This is a genomic window from Paraburkholderia sp. A1RI_3L (genome assembly GCF_048957895.1).
Classification (GTDB): domain Bacteria; phylum Pseudomonadota; class Gammaproteobacteria; order Burkholderiales; family Burkholderiaceae; genus Paraburkholderia; species Paraburkholderia kururiensis.
On sequence record NZ_JARCHA010000001.1, the window covers coordinates 939,139 to 966,037 of the forward strand.

General features: G+C 66.4%; 24 protein-coding genes. 15 read left to right on the forward strand and 9 right to left on the reverse strand.

Annotated features, from left to right (window positions below; all coding sequences use genetic code 11):
- Window position 1 precedes the first annotated feature (1 nt).
- From PXJ20_RS04430 to purU, 3 genes are all read left to right on the forward strand, one after another.
- Entirely contained in the window at window positions 2-616 is a 615-nt protein-coding gene (locus PXJ20_RS04430; RefSeq protein WP_277597255.1) for a LysE family translocator, read from the forward strand.
- A gap of 14 nt (window positions 617-630) precedes the next feature.
- A complete protein-coding gene (locus PXJ20_RS04435; RefSeq protein ID WP_421030251.1) occupies window positions 631-1,476 on the forward strand; it encodes a DUF4743 domain-containing protein in 846 nt (281 codons plus the stop codon).
- Between the two features lie 103 nt (window positions 1,477-1,579).
- Window positions 1,580-2,449 (forward strand): formyltetrahydrofolate deformylase, encoded by an 870-nt coding sequence (gene purU, locus PXJ20_RS04440; protein WP_421030252.1) that lies wholly within the window; start codon window positions 1,580-1,582, stop codon window positions 2,447-2,449.
- 79 nt (window positions 2,450-2,528) lie between these two features.
- Here purU and PXJ20_RS04445 read toward each other — a convergent pair whose 3' ends face one another.
- Window positions 2,529-3,614 (reverse strand): AI-2E family transporter, encoded by a 1,086-nt coding sequence (locus PXJ20_RS04445; protein ID WP_017772664.1) that lies wholly within the window; start codon window positions 3,612-3,614, stop codon window positions 2,529-2,531.
- A gap of 49 nt (window positions 3,615-3,663) precedes the next feature.
- Complete coding sequence (gene uvrA / locus PXJ20_RS04450; protein WP_017772665.1) at window positions 3,664-6,546, reverse strand: excinuclease ABC subunit UvrA; 2,883 nt, start codon at window positions 6,544-6,546, stop codon at window positions 3,664-3,666.
- A 104-nt stretch (window positions 6,547-6,650) separates the two neighbouring features.
- On the opposite strand from uvrA, the gene PXJ20_RS04455 reads away from it, so the two are divergent.
- Both PXJ20_RS04455 and PXJ20_RS04460 read left to right on the forward strand, forming a co-directional pair.
- A complete protein-coding gene (locus tag PXJ20_RS04455) occupies window positions 6,651-7,838 on the forward strand; it encodes an MFS transporter (RefSeq protein WP_233411573.1) in 1,188 nt (395 codons plus the stop codon).
- A 166-nt stretch (window positions 7,839-8,004) separates the two neighbouring features.
- Complete coding sequence (locus PXJ20_RS04460; RefSeq protein ID WP_421030253.1) at window positions 8,005-8,523, forward strand: single-stranded DNA-binding protein; 519 nt, start codon at window positions 8,005-8,007, stop codon at window positions 8,521-8,523.
- Window positions 8,524-8,618: 95 nt separating this feature from the next.
- Here PXJ20_RS04460 and PXJ20_RS04465 read toward each other — a convergent pair whose 3' ends face one another.
- Window positions 8,619-9,338: an alanyl-tRNA editing protein gene (locus PXJ20_RS04465; RefSeq protein ID WP_421030254.1), complete on the reverse strand. Its 720-nt coding sequence runs from the start codon at window positions 9,336-9,338 to the stop codon at window positions 8,619-8,621.
- Between the two features lie 209 nt (window positions 9,339-9,547).
- On the opposite strand from PXJ20_RS04465, the gene PXJ20_RS04470 reads away from it, so the two are divergent.
- Window positions 9,548-10,207 (forward strand): helix-turn-helix transcriptional regulator, encoded by a 660-nt coding sequence (locus PXJ20_RS04470; protein ID WP_017772668.1) that lies wholly within the window; start codon window positions 9,548-9,550, stop codon window positions 10,205-10,207.
- Window positions 10,204-11,178 carry a threo-3-hydroxy-L-aspartate ammonia-lyase gene (locus PXJ20_RS04475; protein ID WP_421030255.1) on the forward strand — a complete coding sequence of 325 codons (975 nt, stop codon included), beginning with the start codon at window positions 10,204-10,206 and terminating at the stop codon, window positions 11,176-11,178. Before PXJ20_RS04470 ends, PXJ20_RS04475 begins: the two co-directional genes overlap by 4 nt.
- A gap of 146 nt (window positions 11,179-11,324) precedes the next feature.
- Here the strand turns inward: PXJ20_RS04475 and PXJ20_RS04480 are convergent, their stop codons facing one another.
- Window positions 11,325-12,239 (reverse strand): LysR family transcriptional regulator, encoded by a 915-nt coding sequence (locus PXJ20_RS04480; protein WP_017772670.1) that lies wholly within the window; start codon window positions 12,237-12,239, stop codon window positions 11,325-11,327.
- 105 nt (window positions 12,240-12,344) lie between these two features.
- On the opposite strand from PXJ20_RS04480, the gene PXJ20_RS04485 reads away from it, so the two are divergent.
- From PXJ20_RS04485 to PXJ20_RS04495, 3 genes are all read left to right on the forward strand, one after another.
- On the forward strand, window positions 12,345-13,709 hold the full coding sequence (locus PXJ20_RS04485) for an MFS transporter (protein ID WP_421030256.1): 1,365 nt from the start codon (window positions 12,345-12,347) through the stop codon (window positions 13,707-13,709).
- 336 nt (window positions 13,710-14,045) lie between these two features.
- Complete coding sequence (locus tag PXJ20_RS04490; protein ID WP_017772673.1) at window positions 14,046-14,480, forward strand: CHRD domain-containing protein; 435 nt, start codon at window positions 14,046-14,048, stop codon at window positions 14,478-14,480.
- 190 nt (window positions 14,481-14,670) lie between these two features.
- Window positions 14,671-15,660, forward strand: coding sequence for an alpha/beta hydrolase (locus PXJ20_RS04495; protein ID WP_421030257.1), 990 nt, complete (start codon window positions 14,671-14,673; stop codon window positions 15,658-15,660).
- On the opposite strand, the gene PXJ20_RS04500 is transcribed toward PXJ20_RS04495, so the two are convergent.
- Entirely contained in the window at window positions 15,633-16,526 is an 894-nt protein-coding gene (locus PXJ20_RS04500) for an EcsC family protein (RefSeq protein WP_421030258.1), read from the reverse strand. The two genes, PXJ20_RS04495 and PXJ20_RS04500, sit on opposite strands and share 28 nt — an antisense overlap.
- A gap of 137 nt (window positions 16,527-16,663) precedes the next feature.
- On the opposite strand from PXJ20_RS04500, the gene PXJ20_RS04505 reads away from it, so the two are divergent.
- Window positions 16,664-18,259, forward strand: a complete 1,596-nt coding sequence (locus PXJ20_RS04505) for an MDR family MFS transporter (protein WP_126877649.1) — start codon at window positions 16,664-16,666, stop codon at window positions 18,257-18,259.
- Window positions 18,260-18,340: 81 nt separating this feature from the next.
- Window positions 18,341-18,805 (forward strand): MarR family winged helix-turn-helix transcriptional regulator, encoded by a 465-nt coding sequence (locus PXJ20_RS04510; protein ID WP_017772677.1) that lies wholly within the window; start codon window positions 18,341-18,343, stop codon window positions 18,803-18,805.
- Window positions 18,806-18,857: 52 nt separating this feature from the next.
- Here PXJ20_RS04510 and PXJ20_RS04515 read toward each other — a convergent pair whose 3' ends face one another.
- Window positions 18,858-20,150 carry an amino acid deaminase gene (locus tag PXJ20_RS04515; RefSeq protein ID WP_277597267.1) on the reverse strand — a complete coding sequence of 431 codons (1,293 nt, stop codon included), beginning with the start codon at window positions 20,148-20,150 and terminating at the stop codon, window positions 18,858-18,860.
- Between the two features lie 205 nt (window positions 20,151-20,355).
- Here PXJ20_RS04515 and PXJ20_RS04520 point away from each other — a divergent pair, with 205 nt between their 5' ends.
- The 3 genes from PXJ20_RS04520 to PXJ20_RS04530 all read left to right on the forward strand — a co-directional run bounded on the left by PXJ20_RS04520 (window position 20,356) and on the right by PXJ20_RS04530 (window position 23,271).
- Window positions 20,356-21,246, forward strand: a complete 891-nt coding sequence (locus PXJ20_RS04520; protein WP_026121018.1) for a MurR/RpiR family transcriptional regulator — start codon at window positions 20,356-20,358, stop codon at window positions 21,244-21,246.
- A 3-nt stretch (window positions 21,247-21,249) separates the two neighbouring features.
- Window positions 21,250-22,767: an N-acyl-D-amino-acid deacylase family protein gene (locus tag PXJ20_RS04525; protein WP_421030259.1), complete on the forward strand. Its 1,518-nt coding sequence runs from the start codon at window positions 21,250-21,252 to the stop codon at window positions 22,765-22,767.
- 114 nt (window positions 22,768-22,881) lie between these two features.
- Window positions 22,882-23,271, forward strand: coding sequence for a RidA family protein (locus PXJ20_RS04530; RefSeq protein ID WP_421030260.1), 390 nt, complete (start codon window positions 22,882-22,884; stop codon window positions 23,269-23,271).
- A 7-nt stretch (window positions 23,272-23,278) separates the two neighbouring features.
- Here the strand turns inward: PXJ20_RS04530 and queF are convergent, their stop codons facing one another.
- The 3 genes from queF to ilvA are packed head-to-tail and all read right to left on the reverse strand — an operon-like array spanning window position 23,279 to window position 26,571.
- Complete coding sequence (gene queF, locus PXJ20_RS04535) at window positions 23,279-24,103, reverse strand: NADPH-dependent 7-cyano-7-deazaguanine reductase QueF (protein ID WP_042299456.1); 825 nt, start codon at window positions 24,101-24,103, stop codon at window positions 23,279-23,281.
- Entirely contained in the window at window positions 24,100-25,002 is a 903-nt protein-coding gene (locus PXJ20_RS04540) for a 5'-nucleotidase (RefSeq protein ID WP_126877646.1), read from the reverse strand. Before PXJ20_RS04540 ends, queF begins: the two co-directional genes overlap by 4 nt.
- Window positions 25,003-25,047: 45 nt before the next feature.
- Window positions 25,048-26,571: a threonine ammonia-lyase, biosynthetic gene (ilvA, locus tag PXJ20_RS04545; protein ID WP_126877645.1), complete on the reverse strand. Its 1,524-nt coding sequence runs from the start codon at window positions 26,569-26,571 to the stop codon at window positions 25,048-25,050.
- Between the last annotated feature and the right edge of the window lie 328 nt (window positions 26,572-26,899).

The following is a 26,899-nucleotide window of genomic DNA, read 5'->3' on the forward strand; positions in this document are numbered from 1 at the left end:
CATGCCCAACTTCCTGCTCTTTCTCGCCACCTCGATCGCCATCACGCTGGCGCCCGGCCCCGACAACCTCCAGGTGCTGGCGCGCGGCATCTCGCAGGGCCGTGCGGCCGGGCTCGTCGCCGCTCTCGGTTTTGCGGCGGGCGTGACGTTCCACACCACGCTTGCGGCGCTGGGCGTCGCGGCGGTGCTGCGCTCGTCGCCGGTGGCGTTTCAGGTCATCAAGCTCGCGGGCGCCGCGTATCTGGTCTGGATCGGCATCAAGGCGCTGCGCAGCCAGGGGCTCGCCACCGCGCACGAAAGACCGCGCCAGCCGCTCGCCACGATCTTTCGCCAGAGCGTGCTTGGCAACATGCTGAATCCGAAAGTGACGCTCTTCTTCGTGGTGTTCCTGCCGCAGTTCGTCGACCCGCATGGGGCGCAAAGCGTCACGCTGCAGATGCTCGAACTGGGCGCGCTGTTCATGTTGCAGACCGTCGTCGTGTTCTCGGTGTTCGGCGTCTGCGCGGGCCTGATCGGCACGTGGCTCAAACGCCGGCCGCGAGTGGGCGTGTGGCTCGACCGCATCGCGGGCGCCACGTTCATTGCGATCGGCATTCGTGTCGCGTTGCGCGACTGAGACGGAGTCTGCCCATGAGCTTGCCGTGCATCGTCGCTGCGCGTCGTTTCGATCCCGTCGCGCATCTGCCTTTCCATATCGGCGCGGAACGCGTGGGCTGGGTGCGTCGCACCGATGCGCCGCTGCTCGCGCGCTGGCCCGACGTGTTCGACATCGACGCCGCGTGCATCGCCTTGTCGGCGGCGTTTTCCACGGTTGATCTGCGCAGCGCGGCGCTGGGCGCGGTCATCGGCGCACTCGCGGCGGAGGGGCGTATTCCGGGCTGGCGCGACGAAACCTACGCGATCCGCAATGCCTTCGATGCCGCGCCGCTTGCCTATATCGAGCGCGCCGCCTCGCGCTTCTTCGGCACGATGACTTACGCGGTGCACCTGAACGGCGTCGTAGAATACGCGGCCAGCGCGCCGCAGCTCTGGATCGCCCGGCGCAGCGAAACCAAGGCGACCGATCCGGGCATGCTCGACAACGTCGTGGCAGGCGGTATCGGCTGGGGCTTCGGCATCGAGGCCACCATCGTGAAGGAGTGCTGGGAAGAGGCGGGCATTGGCGAGGACATCGCCGCGCAAGCCGCGCCGGGGCGCACGGTGCACGTGCTGCAGTCGCTGCCCGAGGGCACGCAGGCCGAGCAGATTTTCGTCTACGACCTCGCGCTGCCCGCGGATTTCGCGCCGCTCAATCAGGATGGCGAAGTGGGCGAGCATCGGCTCGCGCGCATCGACGAAGTGGCCCGCTGGATCGAAGAAGGCGCCATGACGGTGGACGCCAGTCTCGCGACGCTCGATTGCCTCTTGCGCCGCCGCTGGATCGATGGCGAGGCGTGCGAGGGCATCGAAGGACTCTTCGCGCCGCCGGCGCTCTGAGCGTTCGCGTCGCCCGCTGCGGCGCATGTGCGGCACATGCGCCGCACAATCAGTCAGTTCAAAGAGTCAGTTCAAAGCAACAGGAAAGGGAGTCACCGCGGTTATGTCGACCGAACACAGCTTCATTCTCAAATTGTCGTGCGCCGACAGGCCCGGCATCGTTCACGCGGTGTCCGGCTTCCTGTTCGAGCGCGGCGCCAACATTCTCGACTCCGCGCAATTCGGCGACAGCCGCACCGGCGATTTCTTCATGCGCGTGCACTTCCAGCAGGTGGGCGGCGACCCCGGCGTCGAAGCGCTGCGCGCCGCGTTCGATACGCTCGCCGCGCAGTTCGGCATGCGCTGGGAGGTGCACGACGCCTCCGTGAAGCCGCGCGTGATCATCATGGTGTCGAAGATCGGCCACTGCCTGAACGACCTGCTGTTCCGCTACCGCACGGGGCAACTGCCCATCGAGATTCCCGCCATCATCTCGAACCACAAGGACTTCTATCAGCTCGCCGCGAGCTACAACATTCCGTTCCATCACTTCCCGCTGACGTCGTCGGCGGACGAGGCGAAGTCCGCGCAGGAAGCGCGCGTGCTGGAAGTGATCGACGAGCATCAGGCCGATCTCGTCGTGCTCGCGCGCTACATGCAGATCTTGTCGCCGCAGTTGTGCGGGCACCTCGCGGGTCGCGCGATCAACATCCATCACTCGTTCCTGCCGAGCTTCAAGGGCGCGAAGCCCTACTACCAGGCGTTCGACCGCGGCGTGAAGTTGATCGGCGCCACGGCGCACTACGTGACGACGGACCTCGACGAAGGCCCGATCATCGAGCAGGAAGTGGAGCGCGTGGACCACAGCATGACGCCGGAACAGCTCACGGCGATTGGCCGCGACGTGGAGTGCGTGACGCTCGCGCGCGCGGTGAAGTGGCACATCGAGCATCGCATTCTGCTGAACGGCAGCAGGACCGTGGTGTTTCGCTGATTTGACTGGACGGGGAGGCTGGACGGAGAAGCGGCGGCGGTGCGGGCTATCTAGCTGCCCCGCCGTTCCCCGATGCGGCCTAGACGAGCCGCAGATAGATGAGTTCGCGCTTGATATACGCGTAGAACACGGGCGCCGCAATGACGCCCGGAATGCCGAACGCGGCTTCCATCACCAGCATCGCGACCAGCAGCTCCCACGCGCGCGCCTCGATCTGGCCGCCCACGATGCGGGCGTTCAGGAAGTACTCGAGCTTGTGGATCAGGATCAGGAACGCCAGCGACATGACGGCCGCCGGCAGGCTCACCGTGAGCGCGATGGCTACGATCACCGTGTTCGAGATCAGATTGCCGATTACCGGCAGCAGGCCCACCACGAACGTGAAGACGACCAGCGTTTTCGAAAGCGGCAGCGGCGCGTGGACGACCGGCAGGATCAGCAGCAGGTAGATGCCGGTGAACGTGGCGTTGATGGCCGAAATCTTCACCTGCGCGAACACGATGCGGCGGAATGCATCGGCAAAACGCGCCACGCGTGTGACGAAGGCCTTCGAGAGCGGCAGCCGCTGCGTATGTCGCTGTGCGCCCACGGCGATGATCGCGCCGATGATCATGCCGATCACCACGTGCCCGAAAATGCGCGCCGCGCTCTTGCCGCCCTGCTGCAGCGTGCTGGCATGGGCCTGCATGAGCGCGGCGGCCTTCGTTTTCATCTGGTCGGTATCGACGGGCAGGTAGGCTGCGATGGCTTCCGGTATCCGGCCGCGCGCCTGATCGATGAATTGCATCATCTGGTCGAGCACTTTCTGCACGCTCGGCACGTCGCTTTCGAAGTGTTCGATGATGCCGATCGTGATGCCCGTGAGCGCGCCCACGATCACCGTGGCAACCAGCACCACCGAGGCCCAGCGCGCTCGCTGGCTCGACATCCGGCGTTCGATGAGCGGCGCTATCGTATGCACGAGTTGATAGACGAGCATGCCGGCGAGCAGGGCGCCCAGCAGCTTCAGGTGAAGCACCGCCCACATCGCGAACAGCGCGACGATGTAGCTGCCGATTTCCACGGCCGACAGCTTCGGCAGGCTCATGTCGCTCGTCAGTCTGACCGGGCGCGGGCGCAGGTCCTGCACTTGTCCTTCTTCGGACACCTCGTTGCGCTTGGCCATCGTTCCTTCAATCTCCAACCTCGGGTTTTCCCGCTGGGGGATTTCCCATTCATTTCGCGGCTGCAACCGCGGCCGGGCGCTTGAGCAGCGGCGCCAGATACCTGCCCGTGAAGCTTGCCTTCGACTTCGCTACCTGCTCCGGTGTGCCCTGAGCAATGATCTGGCCACCGCCGGCGCCGCCTTCCGGACCCAGATCGATGACCCAGTCGGCGGTTTTGATGACATCGAGATTATGCTCGATGATAACGACCGTATTGCCCTGGTCGCGTAGTCGGTGAATCACCTGGAGCAGCAGGGCGATGTCGTGGAAGTGCAGGCCCGTGGTCGGTTCGTCGAGGATATAGAGGGTGCGACCCGTGTCGCGCTTGCTCAGTTCCAGCGAGAGCTTGACGCGCTGGGCCTCGCCGCCGGAAAGCGTGGTGGCCGACTGGCCCAGCCGGATATAGCCGAGGCCCACGTCGAGCAGCGTTTTCAGCTTGCGCGCCACCACGGGCACGGCCTTGAAGAACTCGTGCGCTTGCTCCACGGTCATGTCCAGCACTTCGCTGATGTTCTTGCCCTTATAGAGCACTTCGAGCGTTTCGCGGTTGTAGCGCTTGCCGTGGCAGACGTCGCAGGGCACGTAGACGTCGGGCAGGAAGTGCATTTCCACCTTCAGCACGCCGTCGCCCTGGCACGCCTCGCAGCGGCCGCCCTTCACGTTGAACGAGAAGCGGCCGGGGTCGTAGCCGCGCTCCTTGGCGGCGGGCACGCCCGCGAACAGCTCGCGGATCGGCGTGAAGAGGCCGGTGTACGTGGCCGGATTCGAGCGCGGGGTGCGGCCGATCGGCGACTGGTCGACATTGATGACTTTGTCGAAGTGTTCGAGGCCCTCGATCGCCTCGTAGGGCGCCGGTTCCGTGGACGAGCCGTACAGGTGCTGCGCCACGGCCTGATACAGCGTGTCGTTGATGAGCGTGGACTTGCCCGAGCCGGACACGCCCGTCACGCAGGTGAGCAGGCCCACCGGCAGATCGAGCGTGACGTGCTTCAGATTGTTGCCGTAAGCCTCGATGATGCGCAGGTGGCGCTCGTCCGGGTCGCGCCGTTCGTCGGGGTACTCGATGCGGCGCGTGCCGGCCAGGTACTGGCCCGTGAGCGAGGCCGCGTCCGCCTCGACCTGCTGCGGCGTGCCCTGCGTGATGATCATGCCGCCGTGCTCGCCCGCACCCGGGCCCATGTCCACGACGTAATCGGCCATGCGGATCATGTCTTCGTCGTGCTCCACGACGATCACGGAGTTGCCGAGGTCGCGCAGGTGTTTGAGCGTGGAGATGAGCCGGTCGTTGTCGCGCTGGTGCAGGCCGATGGAGGGCTCGTCGAGCACGTACATCACGCCCGTGAGCCCTGAGCCGATCTGCGAAGCAAGCCGGATGCGCTGCGCCTCGCCGCCCGAGAGCGTTTCAGCGCTGCGTTCGAGCGAGAGGTAGTCGAGCCCGACGTTGTTGAGGAACATGAGCCGCGCGACGATTTCCTTGATGACCTTGTCGGCAATCTCGCGCTTCGCGCCTTCGAGGCGCAGCGTCTGGAAGTAGCCGAGCGAGTCGCGCAGCGGCCAGCCGCTCACTTCATAGATGGCGCGGGCGTCTTCGCCGGCGCCGATGCGCACGAAGCGCGCTTCGCGGCGCAGCCGCGTGCCTTCGCAAGCGGGGCACGCCTGGTTGTTCTGATACTTCGCCAGCTCCTCGCGCACGGCGACCGAATCCGTCTCGCGGTAGCGCCGCTCCAGGTTCGGAATGATCCCTTCGAACACGTGCTCGCGCACCGACGTGCGGCCGCGCTCGTTGATGTACGAGAACGGAATGGCCTGCTTGCCCGAGCCGTACAGCAGGATCTTGCGGATCTTTTCAGGCAGGTCTTCGAACGGCGTGTCGATTTCGAACTCGTAGAACGCCGCGAGGCTTTGCAGCATCTGGAAGTAGAACTGGTTGCGCCGGTCCCAGCCCTTCACGGCACCCGCGGCGAGCGAGAGCGACGGATGCGCCACCACGCGCTTCGGGTCGAAGAACGTGATCTGGCCCAGGCCGTCGCATTCCGGGCAGGCGCCCATGGGGTTGTTGAACGAGAAAAGGCGCGGCTCCAGTTCCTGAAGCGAGTACGAGCAGATCGGGCAGGCGAACTTCGAGCTGAAGAGGTGCTCGCGATCCGTATCCATTTCCAGCGCGATGGCCCGGCCGTCCGCGAGGCGCAGGGCCGTTTCGAACGATTCGGCGAGGCGCTGCTTCATGTCGGGGCGCACCTTGAGGCGGTCCACCACCACGTCGATGCTGTGCCGGTCGTTCTTCTTGAGCTTGGGCAGCGAATCCACGTCGTAGATTTTCGCCTCGCCCTCGTTGGCGGTGCCGCCGCCCGAGCGCACGCGGAACCGCACGAAGCCCTGCGCCTGCATCTCGTCGAAGAGTTCGGTGTGTTCGCCCTTGCGGTTGGCCACCACGGGCGCAAGGATCATGAGCCGGGTTTCTTCCGGCAGCGCGAGGGCGGCGTCCACCATCTGCGAGACGCTTTGCGCCTCGAGCGGAATTTCGTGGTCCGGGCAGTACGGCGTGCCGACGCGCGCGTAGAGCAGCCGCAGGTAGTCGTGGATTTCGGTGACCGTGCCCACCGTGGAGCGGGGATTGTGCGAGGTCGCCTTCTGCTCGATCGAAATGGCGGGGGAAAGCCCCTCGATCAGATCGACGTCCGGCTTCTCCATCAGTTGCAGGAACTGGCGCGCGTAGGCCGACAGACTCTCGACGTAGCGGCGCTGGCCTTCGGCGTAGAGCGTGTCGAACGCGAGCGACGACTTGCCCGAGCCCGAAAGCCCCGTGATCACGACGAGCTTGTGGCGCGGCAGATCGAGATTGACGTTTTTCAGGTTGTGGGTACGGGCCCCACGGATACGGATTTGTTCCATGAACCTGCGGGAGAAGGGAAGGCTAAACCTGCTACTATAGCGACTTTTCCAGACCGCCGTTACGGCTTGCTGACAGCCTGCAGGCGCGCCGTTGCGCTCTCCCGATGTCCAATCCGTCTGCCACTTCCTCACGCATGACCGCGCCCGAATTGCGGGCCACCGTGTCGCTTGCAGCCATCTTCGCGCTGCGCATGCTCGGGCTTTTCATGATCATGCCGGTGTTTTCGATCTACGCGAAAACGATCCCCGGCGGCGACAACGTGCTGCTCGTCGGCATCGCGCTGGGCGCGTATGGCGCGACGCAATCCCTGCTCTATATCTTCTACGGCTGGGTCTCCGACCGCGTGGGCCGCAAGCCCGTGATCGCGACCGGCCTCGCCATTTTCGCGATAGGCAGCTTCGTGGCGGCGTTCGGACACGACATTGCGTGGGTGATCGTCGGGCGCGTGATTCAGGGAATGGGTGCCATATCGTCGGCCGTGATCGCGTTCATCGCCGACCTCACCGCTGAGGAGCACCGCACCAAGGCCATGGCGATGGTGGGCGGCAGCATCGGCGTGTCGTTCGCGGTGGCCATCGTTGGCGCGCCTATCGTGTTTCACTGGGTGGGCATGAGCGGGCTTTTCTCGCTGGTGGGCGTGTTCTCGATACTTGCCATCGGCGTGGTGCTCTGGGTCGTGCCGGATGCTCCCAAGCCCGTGCACGTGCGCGCGCCGTTCGCAGAGGTGCTGCACAACGTGGAGCTGCTGCGGCTGAACTTCGGCGTGCTGGTGCTGCACGCCACCCAGACCGCGCTCTTTCTCGTCGTGCCGCGCATCCTGGAAGCGGGCGGCCTGCCCGTGGCGTCGCACTGGAAGGTCTACTTGCCCGTGATGGGCCTCGCGTTCGTGATGATGGTGCCGGCCATTATTGCCGCCGAAAAGCGCGGGAAGATGAAGGTGGTGCTGCTTTCCGCTATCGCCCTTATCCTGATCGGACAGCTGTTACTCGGCGCTGCGCCGCATACCATTCTGGCTGTGGCCGCGATTCTGTTCGTGTACTTCCTCGGTTTCAACATTCTCGAGGCGTCGCAACCGTCGCTGGTCTCGAAACTGGCGCCCGGCAACCGCAAGGGTGCCGCGGCCGGGGTCTACAACACCACGCAGTCCATCGGCCTCGCGCTAGGCGGCATGCTGGGCGGCTGGCTGCTGAAGTCGAGCGGCCAGAACAGCGTGTTTTACGCATGTTCGGGCCTCGTATTGTGCTGGCTTATAATCGCCGCCAATATGAAGGCGCCGCCGCGCAGGGCGTGACTGGCCGGCGCCACAATCCATATTGAGCACACAGGGCGGCGATCGCGCGCAGCGCGGTGGCAGGTTCGCCTGAAGCGGGCCTGCCGCGGCGCCGCTTCGCACGGGACCGTCCGCGCGCAACACCCTCGCACAGCGCCGCCTGCAACGGAATCAACAGGAGAAACACATGGCATCCGTGAACAAGGTCATTCTCGTCGGTAACCTCGGCGCCGATCCCGAAGTACGCTACCTGCCGAGTGGCGACGCGGTGGCGAACATCCGGCTTGCCACGACGGACCGCTATAAGGACCGCGCCAGCGGCGAAATGAAGGAAGCCACGGAATGGCATCGCGTGGCGTTCTTCGGGCGACTTGCTGAAATCGTGTCGGAGTACCTGAAGAAGGGCTCCTCCGTGTACATCGAGGGCCGCATCCGCACGCGCAAGTGGCAGGCGCAGGATGGTACGGACCGCTATTCGACCGAAATCGTCGCTGACCAGATGCAGATGCTGGGCGGCCGCGGCGGCGCCTCGATGGGTGGCGACGACGGCGGCTACCGCGAACCGGCCGAACGCAGCGGCGGCGGTGGTGGTGGCCGTGCGGCAGGCGGCGCGCCGCGTGGCGGTAGCCAGGGCGGCGGCGCGGGCCGGTCGAACGCGCCGGCCGGCGGCGGGTTTGACGAGATGGATGACGATATTCCGTTCTGAAGCCGAGCAACAGCACGCGTGTCTAAAAGCCCGCTCTTCATCGAAGAGCGGGCTTTTTTCTTGCCCCGTCGGACGAGCCCGGACAAGAAACCGTCCTACGCCAGTTCGATCCTCACTCGCCGGTTCCGACGCCCCTTGTTCTCGATCTTGACCACCCGCACGGGCCGCGACTGCCCCGTGTTGGATAGATGTGTCCCGCCGCAAGCCTGGCGGTCGAGATCGCCGATCTCGACGATCCGCACGCTGCCGTCCGGCGTGGGCGGCGGTGCCACGGACAGGCTTCGGATGAGCCCCGGCGTCGCTCGCGCCTCGCCTGCGCTCACGTAGTAAATGCGCACATCGAGCGCCGCGCGGATCACGTCGTTGACCGGCGCTTCCAGCGCTCGCAGCAGATCGTTGTCGGCTTCTGGCAGGTCGAAATCCATTCGTGCGGTGCCGTCGGCGTTGATCTGGGCGCCGGTCACGAGTGCGCCCGCGAAGCGCTGGTAGACGAGCGCGTTGAGGACATGCGTCGCCGTGTGAAGCTGCGCGACGGTGGAGCGTCGATCGGCGTCGATCGAGACGTGCACGGAGCGCTCGCGCGGCAATTCGACCGGCGCATCGAGAAGATGCCAAAAGGCGTCGCCTTCCACCGACACGCCGGAAATGCGCACCTCGCCATCCGCGTGGACCAGGGTGGCCGCGTCGCACACCTGTCCGCCGCCGCCGGGATGCAAGGCGGACCGTGCGAGCAGCACCGCCCCTGGGCGCGTATCGACGATCGTGGTTTCGAATTCGAGCAGATCGGGTTGCTCGTGGCAGAGATAGTGCGGCACCGTGGCTCCTCCCGGAAATGGACGGCTGGATGGCCAGTCTATTCACGCTCGCGTGCCGGCGTCTTGGCCAAAATGTTGCCGCTTGCCGGGGGCGTGCGAGGTCTGAAATTGACATTCCGTCATAAATCGCCAAAATGTCATGCATGAACCGACCGCCAGCCCGACCACCTACCCGCACCCGCACATCCCCCTCAGCCAGGCGGTCCATCGTGCCCGACACCGAACGCGAAAACGCGCTGCTCCTGCGCGAAGGCGCGAAGATTGTCGAAGCGCTGGGCCGCACGCTCGCTCCGCTTGTCGAGGTAGTGCTGCACGACCTCACGCGTCCCGAGCATTCGGTGGTGGCGATCGCGAACAATCTCTCCGGCCGTCAGGCCGGCGACGCCGTGACGGAACTCGGTCTGGCTCGCATCACGAACCCCGGGTTTCCCGAAGTCGTCCAGAACTACGCGAACCGCTTTCCGGATGGCCGGCCGGCCAAGAGCACGTCGATCGGGCTCAAGAACAGCGCGGGCGACTATGTGGCGGCCATCTGCCTCAACATGGACATCTCGCTGATCGGCGCCGTGACGGCCGGCCTCGGCCAGTTGATGCAGACCGACAGCGCGGCTGCGCCGGTTGGTGAATCGCTGGCGCCGCGGCGCGTGGAAGATGTGCGTGCGGCGCTCGAGCGTTTTGCCGCTGCGCGCAACACGACGCCCATGGGCATGACGCTCGCCCAGCGCCGTGACGCCCTGCGCGAGCTTGCCGGCAGCGGCCTGCTGAACCTGCGCCACGCCTACGCCGAAGTCGCGCAGACGCTCGGCGTGGCGCGCTCCACCGTCTACACCTATCTGCCCACGGAACAACGCACGGAACAACGATCATGACCGCGATGCCCATTTCCTTCGACGACGTTGCCGCCGCTCACGACCGCCTGCGCGGCGTGGCGCATCGCACGCCGGTGCTCACGTCGTCCACGGCGAACGCGCTGAGCGGCGCGCAGCTGTACTTCAAGTGCGAAAACTTCCAGCGCATGGGCGCGTTCAAGTTCCGCGGCGCCTACAACTCGATCGCGCAGTTCACGCCCGAGCAGAAGGCGGGCGGCGTCATCACGTTTTCGTCGGGCAATCACGCGCAGGCCATCGCGCTCTCGGCAAAGCTGCTGGGCGTGAAGGCGGTGATCGTGATGCCCGAGGACGCGCCCGCCGTGAAGGTGGCGGCCACGCGCGGCTACGGCGGCGAGGTGGTGTTCTACAACCGCTATACCGAAGACCGCGAGGCGCTGGGGCGACGGCTCGCGGCCGAGCGCGGCCTCACGCTGATCCCGCCGTACGACCATCCGCATGTTATGGCGGGGCAGGGCACGGCGGCCAAGGAACTGATCGAGGAGGTGGGCGAACTGGACCTGCTGCTGGTGTGCCTGGGCGGCGGCGGGTTGCTGTCGGGCTGTGCCGTGGCGGCGCGTGCGCTGAGCCCGCGCTGCACGATCGTCGGCGTGGAGCCCGAAGCCGGCAACGACGGGCAACGCAGTCTGCGCAGCGGCGAGATCGTTCACATCGATACGCCGAAGACGATCGCCGACGGTGCCCAGACCCAGCATCTCGGCCAGTACACGTTCGCGGTGATCCGGCAACTCGTGGACGACATCGCGACGGTGAGCGACGCCGAACTCGTCGAAACGATGAAGTTCTTCGCGAGCCGCATGAAGATCGTGGTGGAGCCGACCGGTTGTCTCGCGGCGGCCGCGGCGCTGCAAGGCAAGGTGGATGTGAAGGGCAAGCGGGTTGGCGTGATCGTGTCGGGCGGCAATGTCGATCTCATGCGCTTTGCCGAACTGGTGAGTGCGGCACAGAGCTGAATGGCGCGGCGTCGGTTGTTGCGGTGGCTGCTGCGGTGGACATCGGTGTTCCGCCACGGGCCATCGCGTCCTGCGGCTGTCAGCCTCTTGGCCTGGAAGTACCGCGCTCGCCTCTACGCCACGCTTGCGCCAACTCCGCGCCACCCCTACGCCAGCAATTCCCTGAGCACGGTGCGCGCGTTCGCCACCAGCTCGCTCTCGCCGGGGCGGGCCGGCAGCAGATGAAACTCCACCGCGGGAAGCGTCGGTAAGTCCACGCGCTTCCCGCATGCCACGAGCCCCGCGCCGACCGACGACTCGTTCAGGCACGAGATGCCCAGCCCCGCCTTCAGCGCGAGCTGCAGTCCCGCGACGCCCGACGCCGAATGCGAGATCAGGTACGGCACCTTGCGCTCCTCAAGCAGCTTCACGACGTAGCGCTGCAACTGGCACGTGGCGGGCAGCAGCACGAGCCGGTACGGCGACTCCATGCGCCGCGTGTCCATATCGGCCGATGCGGCCCACACCAGCTTCTCGCGCCGCACCACGGTGCTGCCCTTTGCGACTTTCCCCAGTTTCGACGCTCCGCCTGTGCCGCGTGCCGCCGCACGTCCCGCGGGCGCCACGATGCGCAGCGAGAGACCGATGTCGAAGGTGTTGTCGTCGGCACTGCTGTCGATCACGGCGCTCGGCAGCACGGTGACGTGCAGCTTCAGCCGCGGATGCTGCTCCGAAAAGCGCCTCAGCACGAGCGCGATTTCGTGCGGCCGGTAGTAGTCGGTGATCGCGATGCGAAGCTCGCCGTCCAGCGCGCGGCCTTGCATGTCGTCGAAGGCGGCCTCGGAGAGCGCGAGGATCCGCTCTGCGTGAGCAAGCAGCTTCACGCCGGCCGGCGTCGCGGTCACGCCCTGCTTGCTGCGCACGAAGAGCGGCTGGCCGACGCGGTCTTCGAGCTTCTTCAGCTGTTCGCTCACCGACGACTGGGAGAGGAAGATTCGCTCGGCCGCCGCCGAAACGCTGCCCGCTTCGGCGACCGCAACGAGCGTGCGCAATTGGGCGAAGTCAAAACCACGCAGATTCATGATTCGGTCTGGCCGATGGAAGTGATCTCATTTTCCCGCTTTTCCGATAGATCGTCCATTCGTACGATGCCTCCATTCGATTTCGCTGAATCACCGGAGGCAGGCATGAACGGAAACTTCGCGCGCGGCGCGGTACGCGGGCGCAATCATCGCTGGAAGGTCTTGGGCGTGGGCTTTGCCGCCAACGCGAGCTTCGCGGCGGCGTTCTCGGGCATTCCGACGACGGCCGTGCTGCTGCGCGGCGCGTATGGCATCGGCAATGGCGGGCTGGGGCTCGTGCTGGGCATGCTGGGCCTCGGCATCGCACTGAGCGAGTTGCCGTGGGGGCTGCTCACGGACCGTTGGGGCGATCGTCGCGTGCTGTTGCTCGGACTGGGCGGCACCGCTGCGGCGCTCGTCGGCATGGCGCTGTTCGTCGTACCGCAGGCGGGCCATGTGCCGTCGCTTGTCAGCCTCGCTGCGGGGCTACTGTTCGTCGGATTGCTGGGCGGCAGCGTGAACGGATCGAGCGGCCGCGCCGTCATGGCCTGGTTCAAGGAGGGCGAGCGCGGCCTTGCTATGAGCATCCGGCAGACCGCGGTGCCCGCCGGCGGCGGCCTGGGTGCGTTGATGCTGCCCGCGCTGGCCACGGCGCATGGGTTCTCGGCGGTCTATGGCGTGCTTGCCGTGTTGTGCGCGGCAACGGCGGGCTTTGCGTGGCGCTGGTTGTACGAGCCGGAGCTGGCGACGGGCGGGGCTGCATTGAAGCGCGCCGACGAGAAAGCCGCAGCCGTTCAATCGACAAACTCGGCAAGCGGCCACGTATCGAAGACGTACCGTCAACCTCATCACGCTCGGGTTCGCGCCCGCGCCGCCGCGAGCCCGCTGCGCGATCCCGCTATCTGGCGCGTGACGCTCGGCATCGCGGCGCTTTGCGTGCCGCAGCTCGCCGTCGTGACCTTCGCCGCGGTCTTTCTGCACGACTTCAGTCATGCGGGCGTCGTGACCATCAGCGCGACGATGGCTGCCGTGCAGACCGGCGCCGCGATCATGCGCGTATGGAGCGGGCGCTGGACCGATCGTCACGGCAACCGTCGCGGCTATATGCGCGCGTGCAGCCTGCTGACCGCGGCACTCTTCGCCTTGCTCGCGGCGATGACGCTCGCTGTGCCGCATGCCGATTCCGCGGCGGCCACGTTGTTTGCCGTTGCGATCGTGGCGGGCGGCGTCTGCGCATCGGCGTGGCATGGCGTGGCTTATACGGAACTCGCAACGCTCGCCGGCACGCAACGAGCCGGCACCGCGCTGGCAATGGGCAACACGGGCGCCTTCACGACGTTGTTCCTCACGCCGCTCGCCATTCCGCTGCTGCTCGCGGTGGGTTCGTGGAGTGCCGTCTGGGCTGCGGCAAGCTTGTGTGCGCTGCTCGCCTTGCCGGTCTTTCCGCGGCCGTATCGCGCGAAGATGAGGGTGGTGGGCGCGGCGAATTGATCGCACGAATTCGCCGGTTTCTGTTCGCCGACGAGGGCGTGCAGGCGAAAAAAAACGCGGCCGAAGCCGCGTTCAAGCTTGGAGACCCTTCAATGAAGAGTCACTTCTCGCAGGAAGAAGCGTAGTCGGTCGAGCGACGAAAATCGAGAACAAATCCGACAAGGCACTGTTCAAAAATATCGGAAGAATCGCGGCGGCAGGGGCCCGGAGCGGGGCGGGCAGCACGGCGGCGCACCGTGTTTTGCACTAGCATGTGGCAGGCGTCGCGAGGGCGCCGTTCCAATGTGACCCGGTGGTGAGTCGCATCGGACAGAATTGCCGAATCCGGAGAACAACATGAAAGTGCTTCGCACATTGAAGGTCGCTGTCGCGTTTTGCGCCTTGATCTCGGGCGCTGCTTTTGCCGATACCGTCGCGTTGAGGGCCGACCTCGAACCGTCCAGCGAAGTGCCGCCGCGCGTGAGCCACGGGCACGGCATGCTGGACGCGACGTTCGATACGTCCACGAAAAAGCTGCAATGGACGGCGACTTACGAAGGACTCTCCAGCCCCGTTACAGCTGCGCACTTCCACGGTCCCGCGCCCGTGGGGCAGAACGCGAAGGTGCAGGTGCCGGTGGAGAAGCAGGCGCTCGCGAGCCCGATCAAGGGCGCCGCCACGTTGACCGAACAACAGGTGACGGACTTGATGGCGGGGCAGTGGTACTTCAACGTCCATACGGCGCAGAACCCCAGCGGCGAGATTCGCGGCCAGGTGCGGCTGACCAACTGAGTGAGCGCGGGGCAGTTGCCGCCTCGCGCAGGGATCGGCGGTTGCCAACAGGCGTCGGTAGGTGCCAATAAGCGCCAATGAGCGCTGATCAGCACCACTCGGCGGGCAACACGTCTAGAGCGTTCAATCGACTCGCCTCGATTTTGCCCCGCGTACCATGGGCGGTTTCTTGTCCATGGAGCCCGTACTGATGAGCTGGCAAAGTGCACTCGCGTGCTGGGTGCTGCGCAGGCAGTTTCGCCCCGAGACGCTCAAACCGTCGATCAACGTGCAGCTTGCCCGTGCGCGCACCGCAAAGCGCGCGTGGTCGCCGCGCGTGCCGCCCGGCTGGCATCTGCGCGAACAGTACGGCGCGGCGCACGCGCCGCTCATGGGTGAATGGCTCGAGCGTCGCGCGAACGCAGTTTCGGCCAACACGTCAGGCGTCGGCGCCGCAACCTCTCACGCGGGGACGCGCACGATTCTCTACCTGCACGGCGGCGGCTATTACTTCTGCTCGCCGCAGACGCACCGCGCCATTGTGTTCGGCCTCGCCACCCGTGCCGACGCGCGCGCTTTCTCGCTCGACTATCGCCTCGCGCCCGAGCATCCGTTCCCCGCCGCACTCGACGACGCGCTCGCCGCCTATCGCCAGTTGATCGCGGACGGCACGCCGCCGCAGTCCATCGTGATCGCCGGGGACTCGGCGGGCGGCGGCCTCGCGCTGGCCACGCTGGTGGCGCTGCGCGATGCGGGCGACGCCTTGCCCGCGGGCGGCATCCTGTTTTCGCCGTGGACCGATCTGGCCGCAACGGGCGCGACGCTGCGCTCGAACGACGGCGTCGACCCCATGTTCGCCGGCGCCGCGCTTGCACGTGCGGCGAAGATCTACCTGGGCGAGACCGAGCCGACGCACCCCTACGCGTCGCCGCTCTATGCGGACCTGCACGGCTTGCCGCCGCTCTTCATGCAGGCGGGCAGCACGGAAGTGCTGCTGGACGACACGCGGCGCGTGGCCGACAAGGCGCGAGCGGCCGGCGTGGAGGTCGAGCTGCACATCTGGCCGAAGATGCCGCACGTGTGGCCCATCTTCGCGCCGTTTCTGCCGGAGTCGCGCCGCGCGCTGGACGACGCGGCCCGCTTCGTGCGCCGCGTTACGCGCGCGCAGGCCGCTCAGGCGAGCGAGATGTCGATGGTCTGATACGCCGCCTTCACCGCTTCTTCGCCGTACTTGCGCTCCAGCCGGCGCACGGTGAAGTGGCCGTGCGCGACCTGCTGGAAGTGATCGATGAACACGGTGTTGACCATCGCGCCCAGCACGGCGCCGATCGCCGGGATCGATTTGGCCGCCACCTGCTCGCTCACCTGCACCGAAAAGCGTGCCGCGATGGCGTTGACGAGGCGCACGAGCGCCGCCGAGCCATGCGTCGTGATGCCCTTCGACGCGATCTCAGACGACGCCTTCGACACCGCCTGCGCGAGCGCGCCGCGCATGATGAAGTAGCCGAGATCGGCTTCGTCGTCGGTGCTCGAGTGGCTGCCCATGCCGAGCACCGCGAGGCATTGCAGCTGGGTGTCGGTGGAATTCAGGTCTTCGCCTTCGCTGCGCGCCACGTCGCAGATCGAGCGGAACATCAGCGTCGTGGTGACCGGTAACTCGACCGGCAGCGCGAGCAGCCCGAACGCACCGCCCGCCGCGCCGGTGGTCGCCACGGCGAACTTGTGAAGCAGGTTGCCGGGCTTTTCGGGCGCGGCGGGCGGCAAAGCCGCTGCGCCTGTAGCGCCGGAGCCGACGTGGCTCGTGGCTCGCCCCGTTCCATGCCCCGACTTGCGTAACGTCTTCAGCGCAATCTGCAGACATTTGCGCAGCGCCGACTGTGTCGCTTCCGCCACCTTCTCGTTGGCGACGGCCGGCAGCCGCAACATGACCTTCTCTAAAGGCGCGCCGACAATCGCCGCCAGCTTCATGGTGAGCGGCGGGCTTTCAAGCTCGTGTTTGGCGCGCGCCAGCGCGGCCATGTCGTCGGCGCAAAGCGCTTGCGCCGACGTGGTGGGAACCCACTCCATACCCCTCCTGAGAGACCTGACGTCCCAATAATGCCTCGATGCCAGCCCCGCAAGGCGCGCGAGGCACAGCCTGATTAGAACCCCCAGGCGTGATATGATTTCATTTCTTTGACGAGTCAACCATTGCGCTATCAAAAATGGCCGTCCACACCACAACCCACCATTCGAGTGGGCAGGTCTTGCCGTTCCGGGAGTCGCTGCTCGCGATGCTCGGCATCTCCTTCGTCACCATGCTCGTTGCGCTCGACCAGACTGTGGTCGGCACCGCGCTGCCCACCATCGTCGCCGAACTCAAGGGCTTCGACCTCTACGCGTGGGTGGCGACGTCGTATCTGCTCGCCTCGGTGATCACCGTGCCGATCTTCGGGCGCCTCGGCGACTATTACGGGCGCAAGCCATTCCTCATTGCGTCGATCGTCGTGTTCACCGGCGCCTCCGTGTTGTGCGGGATGGCGAACAGCATGCTGTTTCTCGTGCTCGCGCGCGGGCTGCAAGGCATTGGCGGCGGCATGCTGGTGGGCACCGCGTTCGCCTGCATTCCTGACCTTTTCCCCGATTCCGTCGTGCGCCTGCGCTGGCAGGTGATGATGAGTTCGGCGTTCGGCATCGCGAACGCGATCGGGCCTTCGCTGGGCGGGTTCCTCACGCAGTACGCGGGATGGCGCTCGGTGTTCTACGTGAATCTGCCGGTAGGGTTGCTCTCGCTCTTTTTCGTGTGGCGCTACCTGCCGCATATGCGGCACGTCGCGCACGAAGGGCGCATGCGGCTCGACTGGCCGGGCGCGGTGCTCATCGCCGTGGCGCTCGGTTCGCTTCAGTTATTTGTCGAATTGCTGCCGAAGCACGGCGTGAGCGCTGCAGCCGTCGCGCTGCTCGCCGTGAGCATCGTGGCCGCGTGGGCGCTTTGGCAATGGGAAAAGCGCTTCCCGCAAGCCATTCTTCCGGTCGACATGTTCCGCAACCGGAGCCTGAACGCGCTCTTCACGCTTTCCGTGCTGGGCGGCTTCTCGATGTTCTCGCTGCTGTTTTACGCGCCGCTGCTGTTCCAGGGCGGTTTCGGGATGTCGCCGAAGGAAGCAGGTCTCGTGATTACGCCGCTCGTGGTGTTCATCACGATCGGCAGCATTGCGAACGGGCGCATCGTGTCGCGCATCCCGAATCCGAACCTCATGCTCTATGTCGGCTTCGGCATGCTCGCGGTGTCGTGCCTCGCCGTGGTGATCGCCACGCGCGCCATGCCGCACGCGCTTCTGATGTCGTTCATGATTTTCGGCGGTCTGGGGCTCGGTTTCGTGATGCCGAATCTCACGGTCTTCGCGCAGCAGACCGCAGGCCGCGAGCACCTCGGCATTGCTACGGCGCTGCTGCAATCGCTGCGCATGATCGGCGGGATGGTGGGCACGGCGATCACGGGCACGTTCGTCACGCACATGTACGCGAGCGGTGTGCGCAGCGCGCTGGAAAACGATCACGCGATGCAGTGGTTCGGCGATCTGGGCGACCCGCAGATTCTCATCAACCATGAGGCGCAGGCCACGCTCACCACGCAGCTGGCGCAGGCGGGCCACAACGGCGGCGTGCTGCTCGAAACGGCGCGCGAAGCGCTGGTGGCCGCCATCCACCTGGGCCTGGCGTTGGCGGCGGCCGTCGCGGTGATATCCGTCTGGCAGAGCCGGCGGGTGCCACCGGTTAAACTACGGCGTCAGATCGAGCCGGCGGTTCCCGCCGAATGAGCGGGTTCATCGAGCAGTGCGTCGAGCAGTGCGTCCAGCAGGCCGGCTGACGTTTCGTTTTCAGGCATTACGGCATACATCATGGAAGAACAGGACCGCGTCGCCATCGTTCAGCAATTTGGCCGCACCTATCGGGCGTTCATGTCGGCGTTCGAGGCGCAAGTTGGCCACCCGATGCCGCGTTGGCGGATTCTGCTCGCGCTCTACGACCAGGCCGGCGAGTCGTCGCAGAAGCGCCTCGTGGAGCGGCTGCGCGTGGATCCGGGCGCACTCACGCGGCAACTCAAGCTGCTGGAAGGAATGGGCTGGATTGCCCGCAGTTCCGACGAACGCGATAACCGCATCACGAACGTGAAGCTCACCCAGGCGGGCCGGGACGCGATGGAAGAAAGCCTGCCGCGTCGCAATGCCTTCCTGCACGACACGATGGCGGCGATGCCGGAGGACGCGCTGAAGGCCCTTTCCGGAGCCCTCGGTTTGCTGGAGGCGCGCATTGCCGAAGTGGCGGCCGCCGCGCCGGCTGCTCCAGTGCAGGACGCGGCTTAGCGTGGCCTCACGCGGCGCGCCACGCCGCGTTTTCATCGCATCCTCGCACCACTCAGAAGAACGTCTCGACCACCTCGGTCACGCGATACGACGGATCCACGATCAGCACCTCGCGCCACTTGTCGAAGGTGAGACAGGGATGCGAGATGTCGAAGGCGATCATGTCGCCCACTTTCAGGTCCGCGCCCGGCGGAATACGCAGATACGCGTGCTGGTCCATCATGCCGAAGATTTCCCAGCCTTCGTTCGGCGCGATGTCGCGCGGCGTGCCGTGGTCGCTGCCGTCGCGGCTTGGGCGGAAGTGGCGCGCGGGCTCAGGGTAGCCGGCGTCGAACGCGGCGTCTCGCTTGCCGAATCCGACGATGGCGCGGTCCGGCTCGGGAATCGACTGCACGTAAGCCCACAGTTGCAGCGCAGGCAGCAGGCCCTGGCCCATTTTTCGTGCTACCGGATTGCGCGCAAAGATGTCGCTCTGCGCCTTCTTGTAGATGCCGACGTCGTGGGTCAGATAGCAGCCGGGGCGCAGCACCACCTCGATGCGGCCGCCCGCGGCGGCTTTTGAAAACTCTTCGGCCACCACGTCGTACCACGCCGAGCCCGCGCCGGTGAGAATGGCCGGCGCACGCGCGAAGCGGCCCGCATCGGCCAGCTGCGTGGCGAGGCTCACGGCCTCGCGCAGAAACGCGCGCACTTCGTTCTCTTCTTTCAGCACGCCTTCATAGACTTCCACGCCCGCGAGCCGCAGCGAATCGGGATAGCGTTCGACGGCGGCCAGCACCGCGTCGCGCTGCGCGGCATCGCGCACGCCCGTGCGTCCGCCCGGCACGCCCAGTTCCAGTAGCACGTTGAGCTGCTTGCGCACCGAGCCGAAGAACTGGCCCAGTTGCTCGACGCCATCCACCGAATCGACGAGGCAGAAGAATTCGAACTCCGGGTCGCTGAGCAGTTCGGCGACCATCATCATGTTGCGCCGGCCCACGAGCTGGTTGGCCATCAGCACGCGCGACACGCCGCCGTGCCACGCGGCACGCGTCTGGTGTGCCGTGGCGAGCGTGATGCCCCACGCGCCGGCGTCGATCTGGCGGCGAAAAAGCTGCGGCGCCATCGTGGTCTTGCCGTGCGGCGCGAGTTTTGCGCCGTACTCGGCGACGAAGTCCTGCATCCACTTCAGGTTGTGCTCGATGCGGTCCGCGTAGAGCACGGCGGCGGGCAGGCTCACGTCTTCGTCGAGCAGGTTCCATTCGAGACGGCCCGCATCCGTCAACTGGATGCTCGAGCCCGGTACGTTGCCGAGGCCCTTGCTGTTGGGATCGATCGTGCGCCCCTGATAGTTTGTAACTTTCATCTCGCCTTGCTCCATCGCGTTGTTATGCGGAACCCAAGTTGACTTCGTCATGGTACAGAAAGTACGATGCCGACGTAAATGTTATTTAGTACCAGAAGCGGTGCGGTGCCACCTACCCGCTACCCGGCACCCGGTACTGGATGCCGTACCGTACCTGATGCATGTGACCTGCGCTGCCGTCCTGTATCCCGTTCCCGCCTTCTCCATGAATTCAGCCACAGAACCGCAGACCTTCGACATCGTCGCGCGCATTGCCGAATGCGCGCCCGATCTGCGCTCGGCGGAACGCAAGGTGGCGGCGCGGATTCTCGACGACCTGACGGCCGCCTCGCGCGCAAGCATCGGCGCGCTGGCGCACGACGCGAAGGTGAGCGTGGCCACCGTCACGCGTTTCGCCAAAACGGTGGGCTGCCGCGACGTGCGCGAACTCAAGCTGCGGCTCGCCCAGGCGGCGGCCGTCGGGCAGCGCTTTCTGCACGCCGAAGCGCCTGCGGATGCCGCCGGATCGATCGCCACGCGCGTGTTCGACGAATTGCAGACCGCGCTTGCGCACAACCATCAACTGCTGCGCCAGGCGCCCGTGGCGCAGGCCGCCGCGGCGCTGCGCGAAGCGCGCATGATCTACGTGTTCGGCATGGGCGGCGGTTCGACGGCGCTGGCCGACGAAGCGCGCTTTCGGCTCGTGCGCCTCGGCCGCCCCGTCGCAACCTACCAGGACGCGCTGCTGCAACGCATGGTGGCGAGTACGCTCTCGCGCGACTGCGTCGTGGTGGCACTCTCGACCACGGGCCGCGTGCCCGAGATGGTCGAGAACTGCCGCATCGCGCGCAGCTACGGCGCCACGGTGGTGGCCGTCACGGCGCCGGCCTCGCCGCTCGCGAAGCTGGCCGACTGGGTGATTCCCATCGTCGCGTTCGAAACCGATTTCATCTACAAGCCATCGTCGTCGCGCTACGCGATGATGATGGCGCTCGACGTGCTCGTCACCGAACTCGCCGTGAGCCAGGGCGACGAGAGCCGCGAACTGCTGCGCCGCATGAAGCACGCGCTCGACGCGCACCGCGGCGGCGGCGACAGGCAACCGCTAGGAGATTGACCCATGCACTCGCATCCTGAAGCCGCAGATACGCTGATTGTCGGGGCCCAGTTGTACGACGGCACGGGCGCGCCGCCCGTGGAGCGCGACGTGGCCATCCGCAACGGCCGCATCGCCGCGATCGGCAATCTATCGAACTGGCTGGCCGAAGAGGTCGTGGACGCGAACGGACGCGCGCTTGCGCCGGGCTTCATCGACGTCCATACGCACGACGACACGCACGTGATCCGCGCGCCGCAGATGCTGCCGAAGCTGAGCCAGGGTGTGACCACCGTGATCGTGGGCAATTGCGGGATCAGCGCGTCGCCCGTGGCGCTCAAGGGCGCACCGCCCGATCCGATGAACCTGCTCGGCGAGCGCGACGCGTTCCAGTACCCGACCTTCGCCGCGTACGTCGACGCCGTGAATGCGGCGCGGCCTGCCGTGAACGTGGCGGCGCTCGTCGGGCACACGGCGCTGCGCAACAACCACATGGACCGGCTGGATCGCACGGCCACGGCCGCCGAAATCGACGGCATGCGCGCGCAGCTCGAAGAAGCGCTCGGGCACGGCGCGCTGGGCCTGAGCACGGGGCTCGCGTATGGCTCGGCGTTCGCGGCATCGACGGAGGAAGTGTTGGCCCTCGCCGAGCCGCTTGCCGCGGCGGGCGCGGTCTACACCACGCATATGCGCACGGAGTTCGACGGCATCCTGGACGCCATGGACGAAGCGTTCCGCGTGGGTCGCCACGCGCAGGTGCCGGTGGTGATCTCGCACCTCAAGTGCGCGGGACCGTCGAACTGGGGCCGCAGCACCGAAGTGCTCGAACGGCTGGAAGGCGCGCGGCGCCTGCAACCCGTGGGCTGCGACTGCTACCCGTACAACCGCAGTTCGTCGACGCTCGATCTCAAGCAGGTGACGGGCGACATCGACATCACGATCACATGGTCCGAGCCGCATCCGGAGATGGCGGGCAAGCGCATCAAGGAGATTGCCGCGGAGTGGGGCGTGAGCCAGCCGGATGCCGCGAAGCGCCTGCAACCCGCGGGCGCGGTGTACCACAACATGTCCGAGGACGACGTGCGGCGCATCCTCGCGCATCCGGCCAGCATGGTGGGCTCGGACGGCTTGCCGAATGACCCGCTGCCGCATCCGCGGCTGTGGGGTGCATTTCCGCGCGTGCTGGGCCACTATGCGCGCGACATGGCGCTCATGCCGCTTGAAGAGGCCGTGCGCAAGATGACGTCGCTCTCGGCGCGCCGCTTTGGCCTGGCGCAGCGCGGCGAGGTGCACGTGGGCTATCACGCCGATCTCGTACTGTTCGACCCGGCGCGCGTGCGCGACGCCGCGACGTTCGAACGGCCCCAACAACCTGCGGACGGCATCGACGCCGTGTGGGTCAACGGCGTGCTGTCGTACCGCGAGGGTCAGCCGTCCGGCGAGCGGGCCGGGCATTTCGTGGCGCGCGGCGCGGTGCCGGCGCAGGCTGCTGCATCGGCGGGAGCGGCGGGAGCGGCGGGAGCGGCGCAGAGCGTGTTCTGAATTCAGCGTTCAAGTCCCGCGTGTGCCGGCCGATGCGCTGGCGTGCCGGGACGGCATTCCTCTCGCGCGTTGCGCTCTGCGACGCGCGCCAACAAACGACCAGGAGCAGAAACGATGAAGCGTTATGGTGTGGAAGGCGGCAAGGGCACGGGCGGTCAGCACATGCCGTTTGCGCGCGCGGTGGAGGCGGACGGTTGGCTCTTCGTCTCCGGCCAGACGCCGATGGAAAACGGCGAGGTCATCAACGGCGGCATCGTCGAGCAGTCGCACAAGGCGATCCAGAACATGGTCGCCATCCTGAAGGAAGCCGGCTACGGCACCGAGCACGTCGTGCGCTGCGGCGTGTGGCTGGATGACCCGCGCGACTTCGCGTCGTTCAACAAGGTGTTTCGCGAGTACTTCGGCGAGAATCCGCCGGCGCGTGCCTGCGTCGTCTCGAGCATGGTGGTGGACTGCAAGGTCGAGATCGACTGCGTAGCCTACAAGACGCCGGCCGGGAAGTAACGCGGCCTTACTGCCGGGCGAGCCGCGCGTTGTCCGGCATCGGCAGGTTGTAGTTGGTGCGGAACGGGTTGATGTCGAGCCCGCCGCGCCGCGTATAGCGCGCGTAGACCGCCAGCTTCACCGGCTGACATTCGCGCAGGATGTCCACGAAGATGCGCTCCACGCATTGCTCGTGGAACCCCGTGTGGTTGCGGTACGAAATGATGTAGCGCAGCAGCCCGGCCTGATCGATCTGCGGGCCGACGTAGTGGATCTGCACGCTGCCCCAGTCCGGCTGGCCCGTCACGGGGCAATTCGACTTCAGCAGGTTCGACACCAGCGTTTCCTCCACCGGCGCCTCGCCGAGCGCGGCGCGCAGCAGCGACGGGTCCGGATGGTAGACGTCGGCGTCGAGGTCGAGCCGGTCGAGCGAAAGCCCTTCGAACTCTTCGAACTGAAGCTTCGCGAACGCCGCGGGCGGGTCCAGCCGCACCGACACCGAGGCCCCGCACGCCGCGGCTACGTCGCGCTTGATGGTGTCACGCACGGCCTCGATGGATTCGAATGGCGTCTGCGCGAACGACCCGAGGTAGAGCTTGAACGACTTCGATTCGACGATGTTCGGCGAGTCGGCCGGAATGAAGAACGTGGCCACGGCGATCTGCGGCTTGCCGCGCGGGGTGAGCCACGAAAGCTCGTAGGCGTTCCAGATGTCGGTGCCGAAGAACGGCAACTGCGCGCCAATGCCGATGGCTTCACGCGCCGCGGCGCGCGCAATCGGGAAAAGCAGCGTGGGATCGTACTGTTCGGTGTACGTGGCAGGTTTGCCGAGCGGTGACTGTTCGGGTGTCATGATGCGTTCACGATGCCACTCGCGACGTGCCCCGTCGCCGTGACGGCGCGGGCCGATTCGCAGTGGCGGATCTGGTCGTCGAAGAAAAAGTCCGGTTCGAATTCGCGCAGGAAGGCGCCCTTGTCGAGGCCGCCCAGGAACATCGCTTCGTCGATTTCGATGTTCCAGGCCATCAGCGTGCGAATGGCGCGCTCGTGCGCCGGGGCCGACCGCGCCGTGACGAGCGCGGTGCGGATGCGCATGGGCGAGGCTTCGTCCGCGAGTTTCTGCAGACGGTGCAGCGCTTCCAGCAACGGCTTGAGCGGCCCAACGGCTAGCGGCAGCTCGCGATTGTCGCGCTCGTGGCTCACGAACGCGCGCAGCCCGTCGCGCTGGAAAATCTGCTCCGCTTCGTCGGAAAAGAGCACCGCATCGCCGTCGAACGCAATACGAATTTCGTCCGGATACCGGCTTGCCATTGTCGCCGATTCGGGCAGCACGCGTGCGGCGGGGAAACCGGCGGCGAGCGCGTCGCGCACGTCGTCGTGATTGGCCGACAAAAAGAGCGACGCGTTGAGCGGCTTCAGATAACCGAACGGCGGGCGGCCGCGCGTGAACACGCCGCGTTCGATGGCGAGCCCGTGTTCGCGGCACGAGCTGAACGCGCGCAGGCCGCTGATGGGGTCGCTGCGCGAGAGAATCGCCACTTCCACGCGATGCGCGCTGGTGTTTAGCGCGAGCAGCTTGCGGATCAGCGCGAACGCCACGCCGGGCCGCGCCGGCACTGTGAGGCGCTCGCGCTGGAGCGCCTCGTAGGCTTGCAGGTCGCCGGTCTCGAAGACGCGGTTTTCTTCCTCGAAGTCGAACAGCGCCCGCGACGAGATGGCGACGACCAGTTTGTCCGCGAGCGAGAGCGTCATGCGTGTGCGGTCCTGTTCCCGTTTTGCCAGTGGCGGCCGCGACCGTTACGAAAGGAACAGCCGGTAGACCGGGTTCGCCGTTTCTTCCCAGTTCGGATAGCCGAGCGTGGCGAGGAAGCGGCCGAACTCGGCGTCTTCCGCCTTCGGCACCTGGATGCCGACGAGGATCGAGCTGTAGTCCGCGCCCTGGTTGCGGTAGTGGAACAGGCTGATGTTCCAGTTCGGCGCCATCGAAGAAAGGAACTTCATGAGCGCGCCCGGCCGCTCCGGAAACTCGAAGCGGAAGAGCCGTTCGTCGTGCGCGAGCGGCGAGCGGCCGCCCACCATGTAGCGCACGTGCTGCTTGGAGAGCTCGTCGCCGGTGAGGTCGACCGTGGCGAAGCCGTGCGCCTCGAAGTTGCCGGCGATCTGCGCGGATTCGCCGCGGTTCTTGATCTGCACGCCGACGAAGATGTGCGCGGACTGCGCATCGGCAATGCGGTAGTTGAATTCCGTCACGCTGCGCGTGCCCACCAGCGCGCAGAACCGCTTGAAGCTGCCGCGCTCTTCGGGAATGGTGACGGCGAACACGGCTTCGCGCGACTCGCCCACCTCGGCGCGCTCGGCCACGAAGCGCATGCGGTCGAAGTTCATGTTGGCGCCGGAGGTGATCGCGATCAGCGTCTCGCCTTCGATGCCTTCGCGTTCCGCGTACTGCTTCGCGCCTGCCACGGCGAGCGACCCGGCGGGTTCAAGCAGGCTGCGGGTGTCCTGAAACACGTCCTTGATCGCGGCGCACAGGGCGTCCGTATCCACGGTGATGACTTCGTCGAGCGTCTCGCGGCACACGCGGAACGTCTCTTCGCCCACGAGCTTCACCGCCGTGCCGTCCGAGAACAGGCCCACCTCGTTGAGCGCCACGCGCTCGCCGGCCTTGATGGATTTGGCCATGGCGCACGAGTCCTCGGTCTGCACGCCGATGACCTTGATCTCCGGGCGCACCGCTTTCACGTACGACGCCACGCCGGACGCGAGGCCGCCGCCGCCGATCGGCACGAAGATCGCGTGGATGGGGCCCTGGTGCTGGCTCAACATTTCCATCGCGATCGTGCCCTGGCCGGCGATGACGTCGGGGTCGTCGAACGGGTGCACGAAGGCGAGCTGGCGCTCCTCCTGAATCTTCAGGGCATGCGCGTAGGCGTCGCTATACGATTCGCCGGCCTGCACCACCTCCACCGTCGGGCCGCCGTGGGCGCGCACCGCGTCAACCTTCACCTGCGGCGTGGTGACCGGCACCACGATGACCGCCTTCACGCCGAGCCGCGCGGCCGAGTAGGCGACGCCCTGCGCGTGGTTGCCCGCCGACGCCGTGATGACGCCGCGCGCCCGCACGTCGGCCGGCAGATTGATCATCTTGTTGTAGGCGCCGCGCAGCTTGAACGAGAACACCGGCTGGTTGTCTTCGCGCTTCAGGTAAATGGCGTTGCGCATCCGTGCCGAGAGGTTCGGCGCATGTTCGAGTTCGGTCTCGCGGGCCACGTCGTAGACGCGTGCGGTGAGGATCTTCTTGAGATAGTCGTGGGGAGCCATGCTGGGGACGCGCGCCGCGTTCGGTGAGGAAGGGAAAAGGTCAATGATAGCGCCATTGAGCACCGCTCAGGCCGCCGCCAGACGCCCCGCAAAGCCCTTGGCGGGGCAGGGTGGCGGTCGGCGCCGGCCTGGATCATGGGTTAGAATCGCGTTTTGGAACAAGGACCGAAAGATGCGCTGGCAGCCTCGGATCGCCCATTTGATGCCCGCGCGGCGCGAGACCCGCCCCGCGGCGCAGCGGCACGCCCGCCACGCACGATCGTGTAGCGGAATCTGAGCCAGCGAAGTCCCCGGCCAGTGCGGCAGCGTTCATCGCTCCAGCATGGCC